General features: G+C 55.9%; 19 protein-coding genes, 1 tRNA gene and 1 pseudogene. 5 read left to right on the top strand and 16 right to left on the bottom strand.

The window, feature by feature from the left end; all coding sequences use genetic code 11:
* Positions 1-51: 51 nt before the first annotated feature.
* Positions 52-2,181, bottom strand: a complete 2,130-nt coding sequence (locus ACVWXD_RS23270) for a M48 family metallopeptidase (protein WP_457371367.1) — start codon at positions 2,179-2,181, stop codon at positions 52-54.
* A gap of 975 nt (positions 2,182-3,156) precedes the next feature.
* Here ACVWXD_RS23270 and ACVWXD_RS23265 point away from each other — a divergent pair.
* The 3 genes from ACVWXD_RS23265 (at position 3,157) to ACVWXD_RS23255 (ending at position 6,716) form a co-directional block, all read left to right on the top strand.
* A complete protein-coding gene (locus tag ACVWXD_RS23265) occupies positions 3,157-4,086 on the top strand; it encodes a hypothetical protein (protein ID WP_457371366.1) in 930 nt (309 codons plus the stop codon).
* Between the two features lie 482 nt (positions 4,087-4,568).
* Complete coding sequence (locus tag ACVWXD_RS23260; RefSeq protein WP_457371365.1) at positions 4,569-6,137, top strand: SIR2 family protein; 1,569 nt, start codon at positions 4,569-4,571, stop codon at positions 6,135-6,137.
* A gap of 3 nt (positions 6,138-6,140) precedes the next feature.
* Entirely contained in the window at positions 6,141-6,716 is a 576-nt protein-coding gene (locus tag ACVWXD_RS23255; RefSeq protein WP_457371364.1) for a hypothetical protein, read from the top strand.
* A 149-nt stretch (positions 6,717-6,865) separates the two neighbouring features.
* Here ACVWXD_RS23255 and ACVWXD_RS23250 read toward each other — a convergent pair whose 3' ends face one another.
* The 4 genes and pseudogenes from ACVWXD_RS23250 to ACVWXD_RS23235 all read right to left on the bottom strand — a co-directional run bounded on the left by ACVWXD_RS23250 (position 6,866) and on the right by ACVWXD_RS23235 (position 10,352).
* The gene (locus ACVWXD_RS23250) at positions 6,866-7,141 is read right to left on the bottom strand and encodes a hypothetical protein (RefSeq protein ID WP_457371363.1); all 276 of its coding nucleotides are present in this window, start codon (positions 7,139-7,141) and stop codon (positions 6,866-6,868) included.
* Positions 7,138-8,118: an integrase domain-containing protein gene (locus ACVWXD_RS23245; RefSeq protein WP_457371362.1), complete on the bottom strand. Its 981-nt coding sequence runs from the start codon at positions 8,116-8,118 to the stop codon at positions 7,138-7,140. Before ACVWXD_RS23245 ends, ACVWXD_RS23250 begins: the two co-directional genes overlap by 4 nt.
* Before the next feature lie 290 nt (positions 8,119-8,408).
* Complete coding sequence (locus ACVWXD_RS23240) at positions 8,409-8,678, bottom strand: hypothetical protein (protein ID WP_457371361.1); 270 nt, start codon at positions 8,676-8,678, stop codon at positions 8,409-8,411.
* A gap of 344 nt (positions 8,679-9,022) precedes the next feature.
* Positions 9,023-10,352 (bottom strand): annotated as a pseudogene (locus ACVWXD_RS23235) (tyrosine-type recombinase/integrase).
* Between the two features lie 837 nt (positions 10,353-11,189).
* Here ACVWXD_RS23235 and ACVWXD_RS23230 point away from each other — a divergent pair.
* A complete protein-coding gene (locus ACVWXD_RS23230; protein ID WP_457371360.1) occupies positions 11,190-11,834 on the top strand; it encodes a DUF6680 family protein in 645 nt (214 codons plus the stop codon).
* A gap of 87 nt (positions 11,835-11,921) precedes the next feature.
* Here ACVWXD_RS23230 and ACVWXD_RS23225 read toward each other — a convergent pair whose 3' ends face one another.
* The 8 genes from ACVWXD_RS23225 to ACVWXD_RS23190 all read right to left on the bottom strand — a co-directional run bounded on the left by ACVWXD_RS23225 (position 11,922) and on the right by ACVWXD_RS23190 (position 17,562).
* Positions 11,922-12,329: a type II toxin-antitoxin system PemK/MazF family toxin gene (locus tag ACVWXD_RS23225; RefSeq protein ID WP_457371359.1), complete on the bottom strand. Its 408-nt coding sequence runs from the start codon at positions 12,327-12,329 to the stop codon at positions 11,922-11,924.
* A 3-nt stretch (positions 12,330-12,332) separates the two neighbouring features.
* Entirely contained in the window at positions 12,333-12,614 is a 282-nt protein-coding gene (locus tag ACVWXD_RS23220; protein WP_457371358.1) for a hypothetical protein, read from the bottom strand.
* Positions 12,615-12,774: 160 nt separating this feature from the next.
* Complete coding sequence (locus ACVWXD_RS23215; RefSeq protein ID WP_457371357.1) at positions 12,775-13,614, bottom strand: DNA cytosine methyltransferase; 840 nt, start codon at positions 13,612-13,614, stop codon at positions 12,775-12,777.
* A 4-nt stretch (positions 13,615-13,618) separates the two neighbouring features.
* Positions 13,619-14,590: a hypothetical protein gene (locus ACVWXD_RS23210; RefSeq protein ID WP_457371356.1), complete on the bottom strand. Its 972-nt coding sequence runs from the start codon at positions 14,588-14,590 to the stop codon at positions 13,619-13,621.
* Positions 14,575-15,267: a hypothetical protein gene (locus ACVWXD_RS23205; RefSeq protein ID WP_457371355.1), complete on the bottom strand. Its 693-nt coding sequence runs from the start codon at positions 15,265-15,267 to the stop codon at positions 14,575-14,577. Before ACVWXD_RS23205 ends, ACVWXD_RS23210 begins: the two co-directional genes overlap by 16 nt.
* Positions 15,264-15,797 carry a baseplate complex protein gene (locus tag ACVWXD_RS23200; RefSeq protein WP_457371354.1) on the bottom strand — a complete coding sequence of 178 codons (534 nt, stop codon included), beginning with the start codon at positions 15,795-15,797 and terminating at the stop codon, positions 15,264-15,266. The genes ACVWXD_RS23205 and ACVWXD_RS23200 overlap by 4 nt, the downstream gene beginning before the upstream one ends.
* On the bottom strand, positions 15,794-16,711 hold the full coding sequence (locus ACVWXD_RS23195) for a hypothetical protein (RefSeq protein WP_457371353.1): 918 nt from the start codon (positions 16,709-16,711) through the stop codon (positions 15,794-15,796). Before ACVWXD_RS23195 ends, ACVWXD_RS23200 begins: the two co-directional genes overlap by 4 nt.
* A gap of 8 nt (positions 16,712-16,719) precedes the next feature.
* On the bottom strand, positions 16,720-17,562 hold the full coding sequence (locus tag ACVWXD_RS23190) for a phage tail protein (protein WP_457371352.1): 843 nt from the start codon (positions 17,560-17,562) through the stop codon (positions 16,720-16,722).
* Positions 17,563-17,585: 23 nt separating this feature from the next.
* Here ACVWXD_RS23190 and ACVWXD_RS23185 point away from each other — a divergent pair, with 23 nt between their 5' ends.
* Complete coding sequence (locus tag ACVWXD_RS23185) at positions 17,586-18,200, top strand: tyrosine-type recombinase/integrase (protein WP_457371351.1); 615 nt, start codon at positions 17,586-17,588, stop codon at positions 18,198-18,200.
* 104 nt (positions 18,201-18,304) lie between these two features.
* Here ACVWXD_RS23185 and ACVWXD_RS23180 read toward each other — a convergent pair.
* The 3 genes from ACVWXD_RS23180 to ACVWXD_RS23170 form a co-directional block, all read right to left on the bottom strand.
* Positions 18,305-18,380, bottom strand: a tRNA-Thr gene (locus ACVWXD_RS23180).
* Positions 18,381-18,501: 121 nt separating this feature from the next.
* The gene (locus ACVWXD_RS23175; protein ID WP_032884988.1) at positions 18,502-19,878 is read right to left on the bottom strand and encodes an HlyD family type I secretion periplasmic adaptor subunit; all 1,377 of its coding nucleotides are present in this window, start codon (positions 19,876-19,878) and stop codon (positions 18,502-18,504) included.
* On the bottom strand, positions 19,868-22,021 hold the full coding sequence (locus ACVWXD_RS23170) for a type I secretion system permease/ATPase (RefSeq protein ID WP_032884989.1): 2,154 nt from the start codon (positions 22,019-22,021) through the stop codon (positions 19,868-19,870). The genes ACVWXD_RS23175 and ACVWXD_RS23170 overlap by 11 nt, the downstream gene beginning before the upstream one ends.
* Positions 22,022-22,025: the final 4 nt, after the last annotated feature.

Genomic DNA, 22,025 nt, shown 5'->3' with positions numbered 1-22,025 from the left:
TCCAGGCGATAAAAAACCCCGACTGGTTCGGGGTTTTTTTATGTGCGCGTATCAGTCCTGGCGGCTCTGCAACATCTTGCGCGCCAACGCTGCATTCTTGTAGTCGAGCATCAAGGACAACCCTTCATAGGGCTCTATCTTTTTATTGTCGATACAGAGCTGTGCCATAAGCAGCAGCACTTGGCGTTTCTTTTTATTAATTCGCACACCGGGAACGCCGAACGCTGTCTTGCGCGTTGCAGGTAATGGCGCCTCGGGCGTCAATTGAAGCGTTATCCAAATGCCCTGGACGAATTGCAGCGAAATCTCTTCGATATGTTCGATGGGCAGCGGCTGCGCCAGGTTATTGAACTCAAAATGTTCCGGCGTCAGGCGCAATGCGGTCTGCGGCGCACGAATGAATCGGCGGATCCCCAGCCACAGCAGGGCCAGCCCAATAACACCCAGGCAAGCGCCCGCGCCGACTGCCGACAGCGGCGTGCCTTTCAAACGCTCCGGGGCGAGCCAGACCCGGCTCAAGATAAACAGCGCAGCCAACACAAAGGGCAGGCCCGACAGCGCCATCAGTACCCCGCGCCACTGTCCTCCTTCATGCAATCTACGATCACCTTCGGTCGAAGCGGCCAGGGTTTCCAGCAGATGGGTATGCGCGGTGTTCTCCGACTCGGCCACTTCCATCACGTCGCCAGACAGCTGCGCGCGCAGGGCCTGTGGTGCGCTGAAGCAGGCATCTATCTGAGCATTCGCCGCGTCGCTATCCACCGCGCGGGTTGCGCTGCGCAGGGCATCGTCCAGCGAAACGTTCAGCGCCTGCAGGCGTTCGCCGTTGGAGGGATGGGAGTCGGTTGGGTGCGGTTGATGAATCGCCAAGGCTTCGGGCGGCAGTTGCAATTGGCACTCACGCGAGGTCGCGAGCACGGCGTCGGGCAAATCTGTCGCCGAGGCAGCGTCACACAGTGCCAGCAGTGAGTCCTCTATGTGCGGTTGCAACACCGACACCCGCAACAGCGCCGACGCCGCAGCTGTACTGCCTACCAGTCGCGCACCAGCCGCATCCGCCAGCAATTCGCGCTCACGGCTCCAGTGGTTAACTGCGTCATCAAAGCGCTGCATGAAAAACACACCGAACATGAACGACGGCCGCATCAGCCATCCCTGGATAACATCGCTGGCCAGCATCGTGTTCAACAGCGCTTCCAGGCTGCGATTGACCCCGTCGTAGATCGGCAAAAAACGCAGGCTGTATTCCGTGTCTTTCCCAGCAAAGTGCGCCAGCTCATGGCCGATCACCGCGCCGACCTCCTCGCGACTCAACAGGCCCAGGTACAACAGCGGCACATGCAAGGTTCGCCCCCGCAGCGAAGTGTTCGCCGGTTGCACAGTGGCCTCGCTGGACGTCACGTAAAAGCCCTGAGCCAGGCTCACCACAATATGGTCCGGTGGCAACGCGCCGAGTTTGCCCGCCACTTCGTTCACATGGCGCCACAACCCCGGCGCCTGATCGGGCGTCACCACCTGCCCGAACATCTCCAGCGGTTCAGGCGTAAACATCCCCAGCATGTGGCGCAACTGTTTAAGCAACTGCCAGATCGAGTACAAGCAAAACGCCGCAATCACCCCCAGCACCGCCATCAGCTTGACCTCGCCACTACCCAGCCGGCCGATATGCCACATCGCCAAGCCTTCGTAGCTCAACGCCAAGGCGACGGTCGCCGCCATTGCCACCACATGGCTCACCAGCACGTAGGGCAACCATCGGCTGCCGATGGAGAACACCTGCAACAATGTTTCGCGCGATTGCTGCGCACGTCGTCCTGCCCAGTGCGTAGCAAGCAACGCGGTTACACCAATCAAAGCGGCGAGCAGTCCCAGGCCCATCACCCAGAGCGCGATGACGCGCCGTGCATGATTGACGCGTTGCGCAGTGGGCAATTCAGCTTCGTTTCTTTCCAGTCGAGCGATGGCTTCCTGAACGCTGATCAGCCCCTCTGGCGCATCAGCGGTGGGCACAGGTTGCATGGCCGCCACCTCTTGCAACTGTTGTTTATAAGTAACGAGGTGGCGCTGGTAATCAATCGACGCCGCAGTAGCGGACTCCGCCCGCTCGCGCTCCCAGCCACCCAGGGCCGTCAGCAGCAACGGGAAAATCACCAGTAGGAAGATCAACTTCAAAGCGTTCATAGAGGTCCGTTCACAACGCGAGGGAATTGGTTATACCGAAAAAGCGGGAACGACGGGATAGGGGCATTTTGATCTGTTGCCCGCCGATGGCAGGTTCAGGCTGATCAGGGTGGAACTCCAGAAACAACAAAGCCCCTGCATTTCTACAGGGGCTTTGTCTTATATGGCGCGGCCGTCGTCGTCTAAAAGCTAGGTGCGGCGGTGGGCTTGGCTGAACGGCAAGCCGAATCGGAGAGCGGGGCAGTGGTGTGCGCTTTAAGAACACTCCCTCTTTATCTAACTACCTCGCCCCTAAAATCGATGGTATCCATAAGGTTTTGGCGGAGTCCACGGAACGCCAAAACGAAAAAACCCGCCAGAAGGCGGGTTTTTCGGGGGTTTCAGAGATTTTGAAAGCCTTCTCTGGAACCTTGGATGGTGCGGCACCAGACGAACGGTATGTTTCGGCGAGACTAGGTTTTTCGGACGTCTGGAGTTCGCTGGAAAATTCGGCGTACCCCAACTAGTAACTATAAATAAATCAGCTAGTTATGGCGTTCGGTGGAATCGAATTCGGGATTTCTTAGATGTCAGCACATTGTCGGTCTGTAAGTAATTCAGAGCCGCATACGAATGGTAAACCTCCTGAATTCGAACGTTGTCGATCATCCCTTCCGTGGAGAATAGGCAGGAATCCGCCAAAAGCTGCCGTGGCGACATGCAGCAGACGGCCAGAACCGGACATTGACTCTGGTGCCCTTACGGCCAAAAGCAGTCACTAAGCGTCCATGAAATCAAGGCGGTCATTCAGGATAGCTGTAAAACATAAAAACGGTGGAAAGCGATCTCGCTACATCTGCAGTTATCGGCTTGATGTTTTCGAAATACCCTGCTGAAGCAAGACGACTCATACGTAGATGAGGATAGTCGTTGATATTATCAGCAGCCTAGTGATAGCGTCATGACTCTGCCTCAGAGATTACACAGGGACTAGTTATGATTGAAGCAAAAGTTATAAAAAGTGTAGCCCGTATTTACGCGGAAGCTAGAGGTGCAAGGAAAGTATATTTTGTTGTCGATGCTAAAAATATAGTTGACGACAATCTTCGTAAGTTAGGCTTGGATAAGCTTGGGCAAGATGGCGATGCAGCTCTACCTAGTAATGTAGGGAAGGTAAGTGATTTCAATATTAGCGGGAAGGAGATTAAAAGAAGAGATCTCCCCATGATAAAAAAGGCAATACCAACATATCGGACTTGGAAGGACTGGCATGGCCAAGAACACTCTGGTGTACAACATCGGATCATGGATGTTTACCCTATAGATTTTATCCGTGCACCAATTGAACGAATTATCCTAAAAAGCATAGATGGTGAGTTGTATCTAACAACACGCGAAATTGATTTTGATCTAGATGGCGAAAGTGCTGTTTTGCACTTGGCAAATCTATTCCTCGAATGCTTTGGTTACTTCAAAATATTTGATATCGCAGATCACAAAATTGCCAACGTACCTATTCGCCAGCTTCAGTGGGAAGTGCTGCCACCAGGTAAGTATCCATGGAATGAAGCCAAAGGGTACGTTGAACCACATCTTCAACGATTAACTCCTTCTGCAAAAGGTGTAATCGAGCATCGTATGAGGCTCCTTTCTCAATATGAACCGGATTTTTTGGCAACTGGTCGAGGCGGCTATTCAGGATATTTTGTATATGGATTCGCCAAGAAAAAGGCATATTTCCTAGAAAGCATATATCTAAATAACGCTACATATGTCTTCGGTCATGACTGGGAAGAGCTCTCGTCTTTGAGTAAAGATGAAATCATAAATGGTGAATACGAGCACGATAGAATTATTCATGACGGTCGATGGGATTATAAAATTCGTCAGTTGCTTAAGGGGCAAGGTGAGATTAATTTTAAATAGAAAACTTCAGGGACTGGTCACGGTTTTTCTGTGTTGATTTTTATCTGCCCCTTTGATAGAGAAAAATCACCCACTACAAACCCGTCAAAAGGTAGAGCCAAGCGCACACTGAATCGCTCACGATTTCGTTGGTGTTGAGCTGCTGATATTGGCAGCTCTCTGCCGATCGCCACAGGCGAGGGGAGCGGCGACCCAAAGCTGACTGTGGCGACGGGCAGAAATCGGCCAAATCAGCCATTCATAGCTGAACCATTCATGTGCAAGCTATTTCAAGCCCCCTTGGACGACAAGCAGGGACCTTACAGATAGTCACTTAAAATTTTCGAGGGCTTTCACTGGCAATCACATTATAGTGGCCACTCGCTCAACGCCTTACGGTCTAGGGCGCTCCAGCCGTTCATAAAGGCGAATGGAGCTGTGGTACGGCAACCGAACGGTCCGTCAGAAAGGCTAGCACTAGCAAAACAGGTGGAGAGGTTAGAATGTCCTTCAAGGAAAGCCTGAATCAGCACTTTAAAAAATTCGAAGCATCACCGATGCTCTTCATCGGATCAGGAATGTCTCGGCGGTATCTAGGAGTGGAAGGCTGGGAGCAGCTACTTCAGAGATTCTGTGATTTCATAGGTGAGAACGCCCTGCGCCTGAAAACCAATTCCAGCGGTGATCTCCCAAAATATGCCCAGCTTCTCGCCGAATCTTACTGCAATAAGTGGTGGGAACTACCTGGCTCGGACCAGACCGCGAACGAATTCAAAGCTGATTTAATAAATGAAAGTTCGATACTGAAAATAGAAATTTCTAAATACTTAAAACTTGCTCATCAAAACATAAATGGCGAGCTTCAATTTGAACTTGATTTACTTCGAAAGGCAAATATCGACGGAGTGATTACCACAAACTGGGATTGCCTGATTGAGCAGCTCTTCCCAAAGTTTACAAGCTTTATTGGGCAAGACGGACTTATAGCAGGGAGAAGTCATGGTATTGCCGAAATTTACAAAATCCATGGTTGCGCTACCCAGCCTAATTCCCTAGTGCTAACTTCTGGCGACTACGACGAATATCGAAGAAAGAACCCGTACCTTTCGTCGAAGCTGCTAACGATCTTCATTGAACGTCCAGTAATCTTCCTTGGTTATTCGCTTACAGACCCACACATTGCAGATATTCTCGAAGACATTATTAGTTGTTTTCCTGAGAAAAGCCTTGAGTTTCTGCGCGACAAACTGATTTTCGTGGAATGGAAGCAGGAACTTGATAGTCCTACTATAACGGACTCCGTCATACATAAGAGGATTCCTGTAAAGCTCATTACTGCGAGCAGCTTTGTAGAGTTGTTTGAAGTTTTAGCTGAAACAAAAAAGCGGATTCCTGCGCATATTTTTAGGACGATCAAAGATGAACTTTATGAGTTGGTGATCACGGACGACCCAAAGGGACAACTCTACGTTAGGCAGGAGCAAGACTTAGAGAAAAGCGAGTCATTGACAGAATTTGTGGTCGGTTACGGCGCTATCTCTACGGTCAAGAAAGGCGAGGCTATCGCAAAACAGGGCCTAGTTGGTCTGGAGCGAAGTCACCTTCTTCGGGAGGTTATTTTTGAGACTGGTAATTATGAAGCAATTGACGTAGTTATGAGCGTTTTTCCAAAACTTGCGAAAGGTGCTCAGAGGCTTCCGATATTTTACTATCTAAGAAAAGCTGGCTGTATCACGCCGTCGGGTGACCTGACGAATGAGGCTGGCGAACTTTGCGAAGGGGCCATCACTCGATACAACCTTACCATCGACGATTACCGGAGCAAAGGATACGAACTGCGCAGATCCAAGACAATCCCTCAATTGTTAGCAAGCGTTAATGACCTATACAAAGAGCTGCAATTTAACTTGTTCTTGAGAATGCTACCTTACATGGAGCCATCGTTAATCAAAGCTGGCCAGCAAGATTTATTTGAAATCCTGAAAAAACACGCAGATACATCACATCAAGCGAGTGATTTTGCAAAAGCTGTCTGTATATACGATCTAATAAAAAATAGTGGCAGGTTTTAAAGTATGATTGAGTTTGTCGGACTTATTCTAGGTGTGCTTGGTATCGCATTCGCGTTTGAAAAACCGAGAATCTTTGTTTTGAACATTTTTAGGTTTGGCAAAAACAAAAAGATTCATGCTGTGCCCTACAACGTCGATGTCGCCCCAGTACATGACCACAAGTCAGTATCTTCAATTTATGGTGCAACACATTCCGGGCGCTACCCCTTCTTCATTGGAGAGCCTATCTCAACCCTCAAAGAGGCTTCGGCGGTCGCCAGATCCACTGGAAAACCTGTCTTTCTTGTCGTTTACGATGAAAACCATCCGTCAAAAAGCCAGCTGTATTATTCACTCGGTTGCTTCATGGACTATTTCACGACGAAGCGGCTGGTCCAGGACCATTTCGTGGTAGCCCTTGTGCCGTCAACTGACAAAGATGCTATCAGCCTTGTCCCGGCAGATGACCCGTTGGAAAACTGCCTTTGGGTGGTGCTGGGTCCAGATGGACACATACTTCGTAGAGAAGGGGTGTATGCAAATGCAGATGAGGGGTTAAAGCGAGTACGAGCGCTTGTGTCCGTACATGCCAAGGCATGATGGAGAAAAGGCAAGCCATGCTTGAGTATGCGCGTCATTACCTGCAGTAGAGTGGCCGTACGCAAATACTCACCGCTTGACTGTGACTGAATCGCCTCTACGGTTTCGACACGTCGAATGTCTGCTATTGGCCGTTTTCTGACCTTCGTTTAGCGGTTGAACTGCCAGGGTTTTCCTAAGCGATGAGTGAGTAATTGCATGGTCAGCAAATAGTAATAGCGCGTCGATTCAGTGTGCTGGTTTAGGTGGTGATTCAAAAACCACGCAAGGTGTTTTCTCTGCCAAGTCCATGGATTGTCGCGTTGCCAGCGCTCAGCGATTGCTGATTGGATAGCCTTCGACTGACGCAGGTGACGTTGGCGCGTGGTATGCGACCCGGTCAGGACGCCCACCAGGAACAGATTCATATCGAATGCCGTGCTCATGCTTGACCACCAATGTAAGCGGCCACCACGACGATACGGCCGTGCCCCAGCTCATAGCTGATTTGTACTCGGGCATCCTGATCTAGGCGTCGGTCGAGTTGATAGCAATGGCCTCCGTTGATGGGGGCGGGATGGTGGGTGATTTGCTCATAGCGTTCGCAAGCAAAGGCTGCCCGTAATTCATGAAAGCCTTTGAGGTTGTGCTTATGGAGTAGGTCCCGCGCGGGGCGGACGATTTCCCGTTGGAAGTCGAGGTAGCTTTCGTTCGGCTCAAGCAGGTTGTGGCTGCCGCCGGGTGAGACCTGCTCGGCGAATCTCAGCGCTTCGCGAATATGATCATCCACCCTGATCCAGCGAGGTGCCGAGGCACCTGAGCGGCCCCCTTTGGTGCCATCCTGGATGTTGATCTTGCCGAATTGCTTGGCTTCACGTTTTAGACGGGGAAGGTCGGCCAAAATCGCCTCGCGCAAGCGCATACCGGTGGCTCGCGCTAACTGAGCGATGGCCGCGACGCGCGGCTGCTGGTTTTCGCAAAGCACGTCGACGATCCGCTTCACATGTTCGCGATCTTGGCCTTGCGGCGCTGAACGACGAACACTGGTGCGCCGTATTCCCAGCGCCTTACTCGGGCTCGGCACTTTCACATACTGATCTCCGCGAAGCGCGGCCATGGTCCGATTCACACTGGACAACCGGTTTTGCGCAGTGGCGATGCCGATAGCACCGTGTTCAACTTGTTGGCGCAGATGCTCGGCGTAGTCCAGCAAGGTCTGCCGATCAATCTGCCGCGCATCGTTAAACCCGGGTCCATCCTCCGACCGACACCAGCGTACAAACGCCTGCCAGCGATCACTGTGCGCCTTGACCGTCCCGTAATGACCGCCGCCAAACAGATCTTTCAATGCCTGTGGTCCGGCATAGCTCAGTTGCCGGCCATAGCCAAAATTGCGCCCGCCACGTTTACCTACCAGCGCCACGATCAAACTCCTCTCGAAGCCAAAACATTTAAAACTTTCCCCACGTCATCCCGCCACGAATGTTGAGTGTTATCAGGGATCAAGGCCCCTGCGACCTGTGAGGGTTGTCCACTAACGCGGGACTGGCGGCTCTTTACGACCGGGAGCTTGGGCATCTCATGATCTGGCCTCCTGAGCACTTCCGAAGAAGTGTGCGGGTGGAGGCTGCGCTAGCTGACGAGACCAGCGCCGCGAGATACTGAGTCGGGTGAAGGCAGTGAAGCGATGACCGGGGCATGCCTGACTGTCAGTCAGGTGCAGTCCATTCCTTGGGCTGCGGCACCATCATCGGCATCGCTGTTGCTGGTGACTTCGGTGTATGTCACGCCAATTGTCACGAGGGGGAATGCCACAAAGCCTTTTACGAGTTGGGCTGCAGCAGCGGTAGGAGCGCCCGTCTCTTTCCGGAAGAAAGAGACGGGCGCAGGTTGGCGCAGTGAAATGGCCAAGCGGAAAGGTTGCTGCAGGGCAGCTGCGTAGGGGATGTATTTGCCGCAATGGCAACGATCTGAAGTAGGCATCCATCACTCGGTGAGTGACCGTGCGAGCCGCCGGACGCTAATCGCACTTTGGGAGAACCACCACGGTGTGGCGTAGCCTTAAAGGTTCTGGCTACCTGGGTTGCTGTCAAAGACAGCGCTTTGCCCGATCTTTTCTACGCCTGTGGATAATTTGGGTCAAGGCTCGAATTATCGGGAATTCTGCGGCTGTGGATGAAATTATCCACCGGTGGAAATCTATGGTTTTCCACAGACAATTGCGTGGGCTTTAGATTTTTTAAATGAGGTCCATCCAAGCAGGGCGGCTTTGCAGCCCCGCTTGGATGGACCCGCGTGGAAGGGCGGACTGCGGTGATGTCATTGGCTTACCCACGTTTGGATGCGCCACGGCTATTTTGTAGGGCGGTGATGTTGTCGCCGACGGGGTGAGCGAATTCGTGGGGCGTCACATGCCCATGGCGGTTGGCGTCGATGTAGTTGCTCCACCACGCCATGATCAGCCTGCGCTGTTCGAGGAATTCGGCCTTGTGGATATACGCGGCGCGCACACGGTTGCGTTCCTTGTGGCTCATTTGTCTTTCGATGGCTACGTCGGTCCATAACCCGGACTCAAGCAGGGCGCTACAGGCCATGGTCCTGAAGCCGTGGCCGCACACGTCCTTGCTGGTGTCATAGCCGACGTTACTGGAGCATGGTGTTCACCGTATTCTCGGACATGGGCTTCCAGTACTTGTGGTCGCCCGGTAGCACCAACTCTGAAAAGCGACTGAGGCTTCGCAGGCGCTCCAGTATTTCGATGACCTGCGGCGATAGCGGAACCATTTGAATGTCGCCGTTCATCTTGGTCCCACGTGTGGAGTTGCGTACCCCTTCAATCGGTGCGCGCGTATCGGGAATTTCCCACATGGCGCGTTGTAGGTCGAACTCACTCCATCGAGCGAAGCGCAGTTCGCTGGAGCGGACGAATACATGCAGAGTCAGTAGCACAGCAAGGCGCGTCAGCTCGCGACCGTTGTAGTTGTCGATGCGTTGTAGCAGTTCGGGTAGGCGGTTGAGGGATAGGGCGGGGCGATGGACTGTGCGCGGCGCGTGAATCGAGCCTGCCAGATCCAGTGCAGGATTCATGGTGATCTGCCGAGCCCTTCTGGCCCCGCGCATGATGGTGGATAAGTAGTTCTGTACCCGTAACGCCACATCCATGGTGCCGCGTTCCTTGATGCGCTGGGTGATCTCTAGCAGGTCATGGGTATCGAGTTCAGCGATGGGGCGTTGGCCGATCAGCGGGAAGACGTGGGTACGCAGTCGGCTCATTACGGTTTTTGCGTGGCCTTCGGTCCAGCGGCGGGACATATCAGCGTGCCACTCCAGAGCAACGGTTTCGAAAAGCAGTGCCGCCCGCTGGGCTACGATCCTGGCCTTCTTCTTTTCTTCCATTGGATCGAGGTTGTCTAGCAGCAACGCCTTGGCTTCGTCTCGCTTACGTCGTGCGACGGAAAGGGTAACGATGGGGTAATTGCCGATGATGAGCGTGCCTTCCTTGCCGTTGGGCTTGGTGTACTTCAAGCGCCGGGTCTTCACGCCATTGGGTTTGACGAAAAGGTACATGCCGCCGCCGCCGAACAGTTTGTAGGCGCGTTCGCGGGTTTTGGCCGTGCGGCATTGCAGGTCGCTGAGGGGGATCGCTAGACGTGGCATGGGGGTACGCGCTCCTGACCGGGAAATCGCAGTACCCCTAACATACCCTCGGGGAAGGGGGATTTTGTTGGATCCCGACAGAGGGTCCTGGAACGAAAAAACCCGCCAAAGGGCGGGTTTTCGGGGCTTCCAGAGCATTCAGTAGAATGCAATGGAGCCTAATGTGGTGCCGGCACCAGGAGTCGAACCCGGGACCTACTGATTACAAGTCCGAGAGAAAACCCGGTGTTCATTGGCGCTGCTCAGTAAAATCAGGGTGCAGAGAGAGCGTTTGTACCTATGTGCCGGATATGAAACCGGCTGAATTGGACGGATTTTTGGACGGAAAACTTCTATCTTGCGATGAGGATCCATCTCTCATTCCATTGCGCTCGTATGCCTTCGGCGATGTTGAACTAATGTCGTCTCGAAGGGAGTTGCTGTCGAACTTGTTACAGCCGTTATCGTTACTCATCCGTAATCTGAAGATCGACAAAAACACGTGTTTCCTAACCGGCCTCCTTGCAGAACACGGTCCTCAGCTACCTAGCGTTGATTTAGCTCGTGGTGAGTACAGTGCAAAGCCATCGCCATTATCTGCAAAATTTTGCAACCCATGCGATTACCCATTCGGGTTCAGAACCCTGAGCGGGTGTGGCCTGTACTACTGATTGCACCCCCTTATGGCGTTTCGCAAAAAAGCTATACAAGGCCCGTCGGCGGGAGGGGGAAAAGTGCGTTCCTTTGGTTATTTTGAACAGAGTCGCTAAATCACCTGGATAGAGACCTGCATTGCCAGAATCTCATCTAAGCTGATTGCCATCGTATTAATCGAGCAGAGTGAGCTCAGGGGGATGTATGGATTCGGGCTGGGTCTTTGGCATTGGTACGATGGTCGCGACAGTGCTCGGACCAATTTTGGCCGTTCAGGCGCAAAAGTATCTTGAGAGAATTGGCGAGGCGAGAAACCAGAAGATGTGGATTTTCAGCACGCTCATGGCTACGCGAGGCTCATGGCTGGCAGCAGATCACGTACGAGCGCTCAATATGATTGACTTGTCATTCAATGGTGGTCGATCAAATCGGCGTAGGAAGTCTGAGACAGAGGTCTTGGACGCGTGGAGAGAATACCTGGATCACTTGAACAGCAGCTTTGAAGCAGATTCGACTCGCTGGGCTGAAAAAAAACAGGAATTGTTGGTTTTTCTGCTCAGTACGATGGCTACTGATCTCGATCTTAGATATGACCGTTTGCTGTTGCGGGACGGTGCTTATATTCCTAAAGGGCATACTGATTTGGAGAACGATCAAAACACGGTTCGGCGGTTGATCATTAAAGTCTTGTCTGGTCAACAGTCGCTGAATATGAAAGTCACTGACTTTCCTGTTAGTGACGATTTGGTCAAGTCTCAACAAGAGCTGCAAGGCGCTTTAGTCCGTGTGCTGTCGGACGGCGGCCATGTAAATGTCCGAATTCAGCAGAATGCAGAAAATCGCGCTTAACCTTGCGGCTATGGCGGTCATTTCGGATCGTGGTTGAACACTCAAAGAAAAGCCGGCTAGAGGCCGGCTTTTCTTTTGCGCCTGTGTCTATTTTTTAGGCTTCACTGCCTTTCGCGCTTTCTGTGCTGCTGGCATGTAGCTGATGTCCAAGCGACCCATTTTCGGCAGGGGGGTGGACGCGTGGACGCTTTGATTGGGGGCAAACCAATCGGAATCGAAAAAAACGTCGACTGTGTTGTTCAAGTCGAACTTCGTACGCTGGGCGAGCCCACTCAAGGGAAAGCCGGCGTCCGCAGGGTCTAAAACAAATTCGCCTGGGTAAACCTTTTCTGTCTTTTGTGATGTGCCGTAGGCGATTCTAACTGCGTGGTCATTGTCAAAAATGGCGATTACCAACGCGGGTCGTGCTTTTGGGCCTGGGTTCCCGATTACTTGTGGGAAGTGGCACCAGACAATGTCGCCTGGTGCAGGCAGTGGGCGAAAAAGAATAGTCATATTTTAGAACAAGCTCCGTGTTATGCGCTCCTCCGGAATGTTCGTAGCAGGGCTAGCAGAACGAATCGCGGAAATTTGAGCAGGGGTTAGGGGTCCGTCGTCCAGCTCATACATAGGCAGATAGCGGTCAGCTAACTGTCGTAGCGCAAGATGGGCAACTTCGGTTTTACTCAAGCCGGTCTGATGCATAAGCAACTCAATCGTCGAATTGCTCACTCCTGTTGGCGTGTCTTGCTTGCGTAAACGCAGCAGGAAGCTTTCAGATTTTTCAGCGGTGAGGGACATTGGCACTCCGTGTAGCTTTTTTACTTATCAAGGTATGGAGCAACTCGCTCCGTTAGTAGCCTTCTATTGTGAAGGTGATATGGATTGTATATCACCTCCCAATAAAAGTCAATAGAGATGGCAAATAACTGTTGACGTGGCTGTTTTGAGTGTGGTTGTCCTAGGCCTGCATTTTCAACCCCCGCCCAACCCACTCCGCCACCTGCGCAACAACGGCATTTCCGGCACCAAAAGCCTCCGCAAGGTTGGCCGCATCCAGTCCGAGGCAAAGCCCATCATTTTCAGCCGTTCGCTGCCGCTCAGCCATCTGATCCCATCCGTCCGGCTCAGCGACGAGAGTGGTACAGCCCATAGCGATCTGCGATCCGGCTTTGTTTGCCAATAGAGTATTGGCAGCCCAGGCATCCGCGGGCCGTGGCCAGTGCTGCGATTGAGACGCTGGAGATATTGCGTCCACTGGCGCGGCGTCAGCCAGGAGCTGGATGGGGGGCATTCGTCGATAACCCGCGACCAGGAATACGCGGCGACGTTGCTGGGGGACTCCGAAATATTGAGCATTAAGCACTCGCCAAAATCCCACATACCCGCAGTCCGCAAGGGCCCGGATGACTGTCTCAAAGTCGCGGCTATCGTTGACAGCGAGCAGGTTAACGACGTTCTCAAGGACCACCCAGCGAGGTTGTGTTTCCTTGAGGATTCGTATGACTTCCCAAAACAATCCGCTGCGTTCGCCTTGCAGTCCACGGGGAGCGTGGCTGCCGGCGATGCTGATGTCCTGGCAGGGAAAGCCGGCAGTGATGACATCGACGGCAGACAAGTTGTGGGAACCACACTCGCGCACGTCTTCAAATTGGTGTGCATGGGGAAATCGATCGGCAAGCACAGCCCGGTTGATGGGGTTGAGCTCGACTTGCCAGGCGGTGCGGTATCCAGCGTTTTCAAATCCGACATCAAAGCCTCCGATGCCTGCGAACAGGCTGCCAATGGTGGGTTGGTGCATTCATTCACTCGGTGATGGGTTTTAGTTGTGCGGCCTGCACCGTCGCGGACGCTGCATGTGTGCTGAATTCGCCCGCGTTATCCGGCGGCGGTGTCGGGCCGTGTTTGTGTGCGGCGATAGCAATATTCATCTGCTGTACCAGCTCGATCAGGTCGCACAACACCTGCAGCACGTTGACCGCCTCGGAGCCCAGCCAGGTCTTTGTCGCTACCAGCCGTTGACCGATCGCCGCCACGCTTTCGCGCACGCCCTGGATCTGCTCCCTCATGTCGCCACCGACTGCCGTGTTGTGCTTTTGCCCCACCACTAGATTCAAATCGCGGCCGGTGGCTATGTGCAGGTCATCGACCGCCGCCAGGCTGGCTGATCCGCCGGAGAGCAGCTTCAATGAGCCCAACGCCTCGACCGTCTTTATCCCGCCAATAGATTCCGTGCTGTGGTCGTCCACCTCCACGGTGCTGACCTGATACCGCTCGGTATTCTCCAGCGCCTGTACCTGGCGCTCGCTGGCCCGATCCGTAATCGTCGCGTCAGTCACCCGCAACCAATTCCCTTCTGCATCCGCCCGCTGCTGCACCGCCTCGCTGTGCTGCCACAACTGATCGCCCTTCGGCACCTGGGGCAAGCTCAAGCCATGCGGCAAAATCTGCAAAATGAACGGTTTGTTCGGCAAGCCATACGCAAAGCTGACCACCACAACGGTGCCTTCCTGGGGGAACCCATAAAAGCCCATCTCGGTACCGCCGCCAGGAACGGGCAGGGCAACGCCCAGCAGGTGGGGCAGATCAGCGTCCACTTCACCGTCCGGCCCCATCACTTCAAGGTCGACGGCGTAGCGCGGCCTAAAGTCGTCGCACAGCCCCGCAGCAACCGGTGGATCCGCCACAGCCAGCACGCGAGCAAATCGCGGCAAGTGATAAGCGCCGGCGAGTTCCGGGAAGCGGCGTTCAACGATGCGGGTTACGGCTTCTTCCACTTGAGCACCATGTGCGTACCGGTAAGTGTCACGGCGGTGATGCGCTGGCCTTGGTTGATCATCGCGCCAGGGCGCAGGCCGGGTAGGGTGGCAATCTGCGCGCTTTGGTTGACTTGATAGCTGTCGAACAGCTCAACGGGCAGTTGCAGCGCCGGGCGCACGCCCCAGTAGCTGTCGGCCCAACTGCCAACGAACACCTCACCGTCGCCCTGTTGATGCCAGATAAAATCGGGGATGTTGAACACCTGGGCCAAGCTGTCCATGGTTTGAACGCCGCTGCCCAGGGAATAGAAGTAGGGCAAACGCGCCCGTGCGTACGGCGCATCCGGCACCCGAAAGCGCAGACCGGTCACGCGGCTGACTTCGAGCAGTACGGCGCGAAGGTCCACATGCCGCAAGGCCATGGGCAATGGGTAGTCGAGTACCGCAGCGACCTCCCGGCAGAACAGCATCTGTTCCTGGCTATTGGCTGTGGTGCAGCGCTCTACGTAGCCGACGAAGTGCCGGTGAAGTGGCTTGTCGTCGTAGCCCAGGTCCAGCGTGACCAAGCCGCTTTGGGGCGTGGGGGATTTGATGGTAAAGCTGGCGCGGCCGGGGGTTCGTAGGTCGAGGCGTACGTCGTGTTGCACCAGGTCAAAAGGCTGACCGTTAACCCTTACCATTATATCCGGCTTCATTGAGCGGGCCCCACGTAGTCATCCACCCGTTTCAGGATCCGCTCGAAGCCATTTAGCTCCGGTGCATCCGGTTCAGCAGGAGGGGCCGCCACGCTTTCCCCGGCGCCACCTTGCTGCAGCACGCTGTTCTCTGGGCGGCGGGTTTCCACCCGCTCGGGGTTCGACAGCTTTTCAGTCAGGGTGAATTGCACCCGCCACGCCGCCAGGCTGTCGTCCTCCCGAGCGGTGATGGTGTCGCTGAATATCACCTGACGTACGCCGAACGCCTCGGCGGTGTCGTTGACCACGCGGTAGGTCTTGAGCTGCCCGCCGGCGGCGGTTGCTTCGGCCAGGCGCATGATGTCCACCAGGTGGGGCCGGTCGCGATTGGGAATCAACAATGAAACCGTCAGTGCCTTGGGCTTGAATCCTTTATGAGCGGTGTCAGTGTTGCTGGTCTGCCCCGACAGGTCGCCGCTCTCGATGCGCAGGTTGGCCGTGACCTTCAGCGACTTTCCATTGATCTTCTGGCCATCGAGCAGCAGCGTCATAGGCCCACCAACTCCTGCACAAAGCTCAATCCGTCCTTCGGTCCGACCAGTAGCAGTCCCGCGCACAACACCCATTCATGGCCAGGCGCTGCGCCCGACAATAACTGCCGGCGCAACTCGCCGCCGGCACCTGGGCCGATCAAACGGGCGACCATCGCTGTATCGGGACTGGGGTTGGCCAACTGGTCCTTCAGATCCCTCAACTGCTGATCCCGCGCTGCCGCTTGCCCTACCTTGCGTGTAGCAAGCGCCGACAAATCTGCCAGCGGCGAACTGTCCGACGTGTAGCTTTCCAACGCCGCCAACTGCCCCGACAGCGAACGCTTCGCCGCCTGGGTGATGGTGCAACGCTCCAACGGCAAGTTGCCCCAACTCGATAGCGCGGCGGCGGTAGGCAACTCCCACTTTTCCGCCTCAAGCCTCGACAAGTATCGCGCGCGCTTCTCGGCGCGCTGCAACTCCGGTATCGGCATCAACGCATTGAACCGGGCCAGCGCGTTGGCCAGTTGGTCATAGTGGGTGGTTAAAAACATCAGCGCCAACGCGTAACCGCCCGTCCCATCAAGCAGCTTGTCGGCCAGCACCCGCAGCAGATTCGGCGCCGACAGAAAACGCTGATACCCACGGCCCTGCCCAACACCGCTTTGAAACGGCGTAATCACCAGGCACGCAGGCGCCTGTTCCATCTGCACCGCCATGGCGGCCCGCCCGGCTTCGACGGCAGCTTTTGCAGCAGGCCCCACGGGGCCTGGATTTGTAGTGGCGAGTCCAACCAGTTCCGTCAGGCGCTTGGCTGTATTCACCAACTCGCCGCCGGCCAAGTCTTTGGCGGGCGCCAGGTCGTCCATCCACTTTGTCGCTTGGGCAGGCCAGCGCATCGTGACCGGCGACCAAGTATCGGCTTTGGTCTGCATATCCGGCCTCAGTATTTGATGCAAATCAGCAGGGCTTGGTTGACCGGACGCGCTTCGTTGCCCCCGGTGGAGTCGATGGTGATGGCGTGACCGTGGGCGCCGCTGCCACTTACATTGATAGTGTGCTCATGCGCGCCCGCCGCGCTCACACTGACCCCGTGGCTATGGTTACCCGCAAAGTCGGTCGCAGAGGCCCAGCCATTGGAGCCATTGGCGGTTGTCAGGTTGGGGCCGCCGTTACCGACATTGTTGTTTTGTGCTCTGAAGTTGCCATGTTGGTGATTGCCCTGGGCGTCTGTGGATGCGGCGTGTGTATGCTCACCCTGCGTATCTGTAGAGGCGCTATGCACATGGTCCGGGGCCGTTTCCGCCGAGGCGCCATGGGTGTGCGCCGCGTTCTGCCCCTGCTGGTCAGTGCTCAACTTTCGCCCCGAGTCCAGATCACGGCCGTTATCCCACCCTCGGATAAACATCCCTCGGCTGTCGCCAACGTTAAAGGTTGTGCTGCCGTCCCCTGCGCCATAGCGAGTCCCGATCACCGCAAATAACTTGGCGTAGGTCGTGCGCGACACGTCGGCGCCGTTGCGTTCAAGCCAGCCAGGAGGAGCCGTTTCTCTATCGAACGCCGCCACCATGCCCACCATCGCGTCACTGATCTGTTGATTGAGTTTGTTCAGTGCGGCGGTCGACGCCAGGATCTCGCTGCTGTCGGTCTCCGGGTCGTCACTGATCGCATTGGGCAGCTTGCCTAGCCCTACGTCCTCTTTGGTGGTGGCCCGTGCACGCAGGTCTTTGTAGTCACCTACGCGAAACGCAAATTGCTGCACCAGTGGCCCGTTGATTGGTTCCATGTTCCGTAAGTCCGTCACCGTCCTTGAATCAGTCAGGTGAGTGGGAGGGCGAAAATCCGCTGGGCAAGGTCCGGAAGCTGAAGTTCGACGAAACCGAGATGGCGTATTTGACAACCGAGCAAATCGGAGCGCTGCTGGCCGATTTGGGAAGCCGCGAGTCGGATGCCGGCCTGATTTCAGAGGTGTGTCTGGCTACGGGGGCGAGGTGGGGCGAGGCAGAGAAGCTCTTGCCGCGTCAGGTGGGGAGCAGGTTGATTCATTTCAACAAGACTAAGTCCGGTAAAAACCGCTCGGTTCCGATTTCTCAGCGGTTGGAGGATCGGCTTAAAGCGGCGTTGCCTTTCACGGCCGCTTACAACACGTTTCGACGTGCGGTGGAGGCTGTTGACCTGGAATTGCCGGATGGGCAAATGACGCATGTCCTGCGGCATACCTTCGCCACGCACTACATGATGAACGGCGGGGACATCCTGACCCTACAGCGGGTGCTTGGGCATGCCACTCTGGCGATGACTCAGAAATATGCGCATTTCAGTCCTGGGCATATGGCAGAGGTGGTTTCGCTGAATCCGTTGGCGGGTATTTTTGAGAAGAAGAGCAAGAAAAAAAGTCGGGAGGGGGAGGGCGTCCAAAAATGAAATTGGACGAATCTTGGACGGAAGAGGGTTTTTGGTGGTTTTAGAAGAAGTGTTTTTCCAAACCCCAGAAACCACAAAGCCCCGCATTGCGGGGCTTCGAGATATGGTGCCGGCACCAGGAGTCGAACCCGGGACCTACTGATTACAAGTCAGTTGCTCTACCAACTGAGCTATACCGGCGTGTTAGGGCGACGATTATAGCGACTGAAAAGGTTCTGTAAACCCCTGAAATCTGACTATTTTTGCGAAAACCCAAGTTTTCGCAAATCTCCCCACATTTCTGCGGGTCACCCGCCAAGAATCAACGCTCGTGCATTGCCTCTGCACGGGATTTGATGATCGGTTTGAGCAGGTAGCTCAGGATGCTCTTCTTGCCGGTGATGATGTCCACCGACGCCACCATGCCGGGGATGATCAGCAAGGGCTTCTCATCGGTGCCCAGGTGGCTGCGGTCGGTGCGCAGTTTGATGATGTAGAAGGTGTTTTTCTTCTCTTCATCCATCACGGTGTCGGCACCGATGGTTTCGAGTTTGCCTTTGAGGCCGCCGTAGATGGTGTAGTCGTAGGCGGTGAATTTGATCATGGCTTCCTGGCCGGGGTGCAGGAAGGCGATGTCTTGTGGGCGGATCTTCGCTTCGACCAGGAGGGTGTCGTCCAGTGGGACGACTTCGGCCATGTCGCTGCCGGGCTGGATCACGCCGCCGACGGTGTTGACCAGCATCTGCTTGACGATACCGCGCACGGGCGAGGTGACCATGGTGCGGCTGACGCGGTCTTCCAGGCCTTTGGACGTTGCCTGAGCCTTGCTCAGGTTGGTGCGGGCTTCGTTCAACTGGGCCAGGGCTTCGCTGCGGAATTTGCCGCGTGTTTCGTCGACCTTGCGCTGCACTTCGTTGATCGCCGCCTGGGCGCGGGGGATGGCCAGGGTGGTGCCGTCGAGCATGCCGCGGGTTTCAACTTCCGAGCGTTTGAGGCGCAGCACTTCTACCGGGGAGATTGCGCCTTGCTGTACCAGTGGCTCGGACATGCCGATCTCCTGGCGCAGCAGGTTCAGGCTGTTGCGGTATTGCTCCTGCTTGGAGCTGAATTCGCGCAGCTCTTGCTGGCGTTGCAGCAGTTGCTGTTGCAGCCCGCCAATCTCATCGGCCAGTTGCTGGCGGCGGCTAAGGTACAGCGACTCTTCGTTCGAGGCCTGGTTAGGCACGGCTTTGCGTGCGGCATCGGTGATGTTCAGCGGGCGGTTATCGACTTCCGCGCTGAGACGCTCCACGCGCAGTTCCATGGCCACGCGGTCGGCTTCGGTTTCGCCGACGTTGGAGGCAAATCGGGTGTCATCCAAGCGAATCAGCGGCGCGCCGGCTTCGACGATCTGGCCTTCGTGCACGTAAATCTGGGCAACGATGCCGCCCTCCAGGTTCTGGATCTTCTGGATGCGCGACGAGGGGATCGCCTTGCCTTCGCCCTTGGTCACTTCGTCGATGATCGCGAAGTGTGCCCACAGCAGCAGGAACACGAAGAAGCCGATCACGGCCCAGATGGTCAGGCGCACGATGCGTGGTGCGTCGTCGATCAGCGCCTTTTCGACTTCGGGCAGTGGCTGATCATCGAGCGAGTCGCTGCCCTTGAAGTAGCGGAAGATGACGTCTTTCCAACGGCCTGGGCCGGACTTAAGCAACACTGATCTGCCCCTTTTTCAGCGCTTCCATAACGGCCGCTTTTGGACCGTCTGCGAGGATCTGGCCACGGTCGATCACCAGCAGGCGATCTACCAGGCTCAACAGCGAAGCACGGTGGGTGACGAGAATCACCGTCTTGTTTTCGATCACCGACTGCAAGCGCTGTTTGAGGCGCTCTTCACCGGTGTTGTCCATGGCGCTGGTGGGTTCGTCCAGCAGCAGAATCGGCGGGTTCAGCAGCAGCGCACGGGCCAGGGCAACGTTCTGGCGTTGACCGCCGGAGAGGTTCTGCCCACGCTCGCCCACTTGCAGCTCGTAACCTTGTGGGTGCAGCCTGGCGAACTCATGCACGCCGGCGAGTTCTGCGGCTTGCAGCACCATCTCATCGTCCACGTAGCGCGCACCCGAGACCAGGTTGTCGCGCAAGGTGCCGGCCAGCAGTTGGATGTCCTGGGCGACGTAGCCGATGTTGTGGCGCAATTCGCTGACGTCGATCTGGCGGATGTCTACGCCGTCCACCAGCAACGAGCCGGAGTCCGGCTGATACAGGCCGACCAGCAGCTTGGCCAGCGAGCTTTTGCCCGAGCCGCTGCGGCCGATGATGCCGATTTTCTCGCCGGGACGAACATTCAGGTTGATCCCGCGCAGAGCCAGGGTCTGCTGGTTCGGGTAGGTAAAGTCGACTTCGCGGAACGTCATCGCGCCTTGCAGGGTTTTGCGGCTAAGCGGGCGTTCGTCGAAGTTGCGTTCCTGCGGCAGTTCCATCATCTGGTCCACCGAGACCATCGTCACCTTGGCTTGCTGGTAGCGCGTCAGCAGGCCCGACAGCTGGGCCAAGGGGCCAAGCGCACGGCCGCTGAGCATGTAGCACGCCACCAGGCCGCCCATGCTGAGGGTGCCATCGATGATTTGGTACACGCCGAAGATAATCATCGCCACGCCCGCCACTTGCTGGATCAGCAAAGTGATGTTCATCGCCAGGCCGGACAGCACTTTGACTCGCAGCTCCAGGCGGCTGAGGGTGCCAATGGTTTGTTCCCACTGGTACTGACGTTCGCTTTCGGCGTTGTTGACCTTTACCGCGTCCAGCCCGGCGAGGGTCTCGATCAGGCTCGATTGACGCTCGGCACCCAGGGCCATGGTGCGCTCAAGTGTTGCCGTGAGCGGTTTTTGCAGGAAGTGGCCGATGCCCAGGGCGAGTGGGAAGGCGACGATGGGAATCCACACCAAGTGGCCCCCCAGCAGCGCGATCACGCCGAGGATGATCAGGGTAAAGGGCAAGTCGATCAGACTGGCAAGGGTCAGGGAGGTGAGGAAGTCGCGCATCCCCTGAAACTCATGGATGTTGGAGGCGTAGCTGCCGACGCGCGCCGGGCGCATTTTCATCGACATACCCACGATGCGCTCGAACAGCGTCGCGGAAATGATCAGGTCGGTTTTCTTGCCCGCCAGGTCCAGGCACAGACTGCGCATGCTCTTGAGCAGCAGGTCGAACAGGTAGGCGCCACAAATACCGATGGCCAGCACCCACAGGGTGGCGGTGGCCTGGTTCGGCACCACGCGGTCGTACACGTTCATGACAAACAACGGCGCAGCCAGAGCGATCAGGTTGATCACCAGGCTTGCGGCGATAGCGTCGGCGTACAGCCAGCGGGAGCGTTTGAGGGTGTCTTTGAACCACGAACGTGCGCGGGGGATCAGCGTGCCGCTGGTGACGTCAAATTTATGCTGCGGTTGGGCGAAGAAAACCCGACCGCTGTAATCCTGAGTCAGCGCCTCACGGGTGACCTGGACTTCGCCGCCGTCGCTTTCGCTGAGCAGCAGGCGGGCGGTATCACCCTCCCATCCCAACAGCACCGCACTGCGTCCTTCCTTTAATAGCAACAAGGCCGGCAATGCGATGGACGGGATCTGCTCCAGCTTGCGCTGCAGCAAACGCCCCTGCAAACCCGCCCGGGCTGCTGCGCGCGGCAGCAAATCCGGGCTCAGGCGCTGCCCCGCCAAGGGCAGGCCGGTGGTCAGCATGGCCCGGCTGGCAGGCTTGTAATGCAGCGAACAGAGAGCCAACAACCCATCTAGCAATGGGTCGTCATGCTGAGCGCGCGGGTCATGGTGAAGTGGCGCCAAACCTATTTCGGAATCCAAGCTG

The organism is Pseudomonas sp. TE3911 (assembly GCF_054062775.1).
Note: the sequence above shows the minus strand (reverse complement) of the source record. Positions and strands in the feature narration are given on the sequence as shown.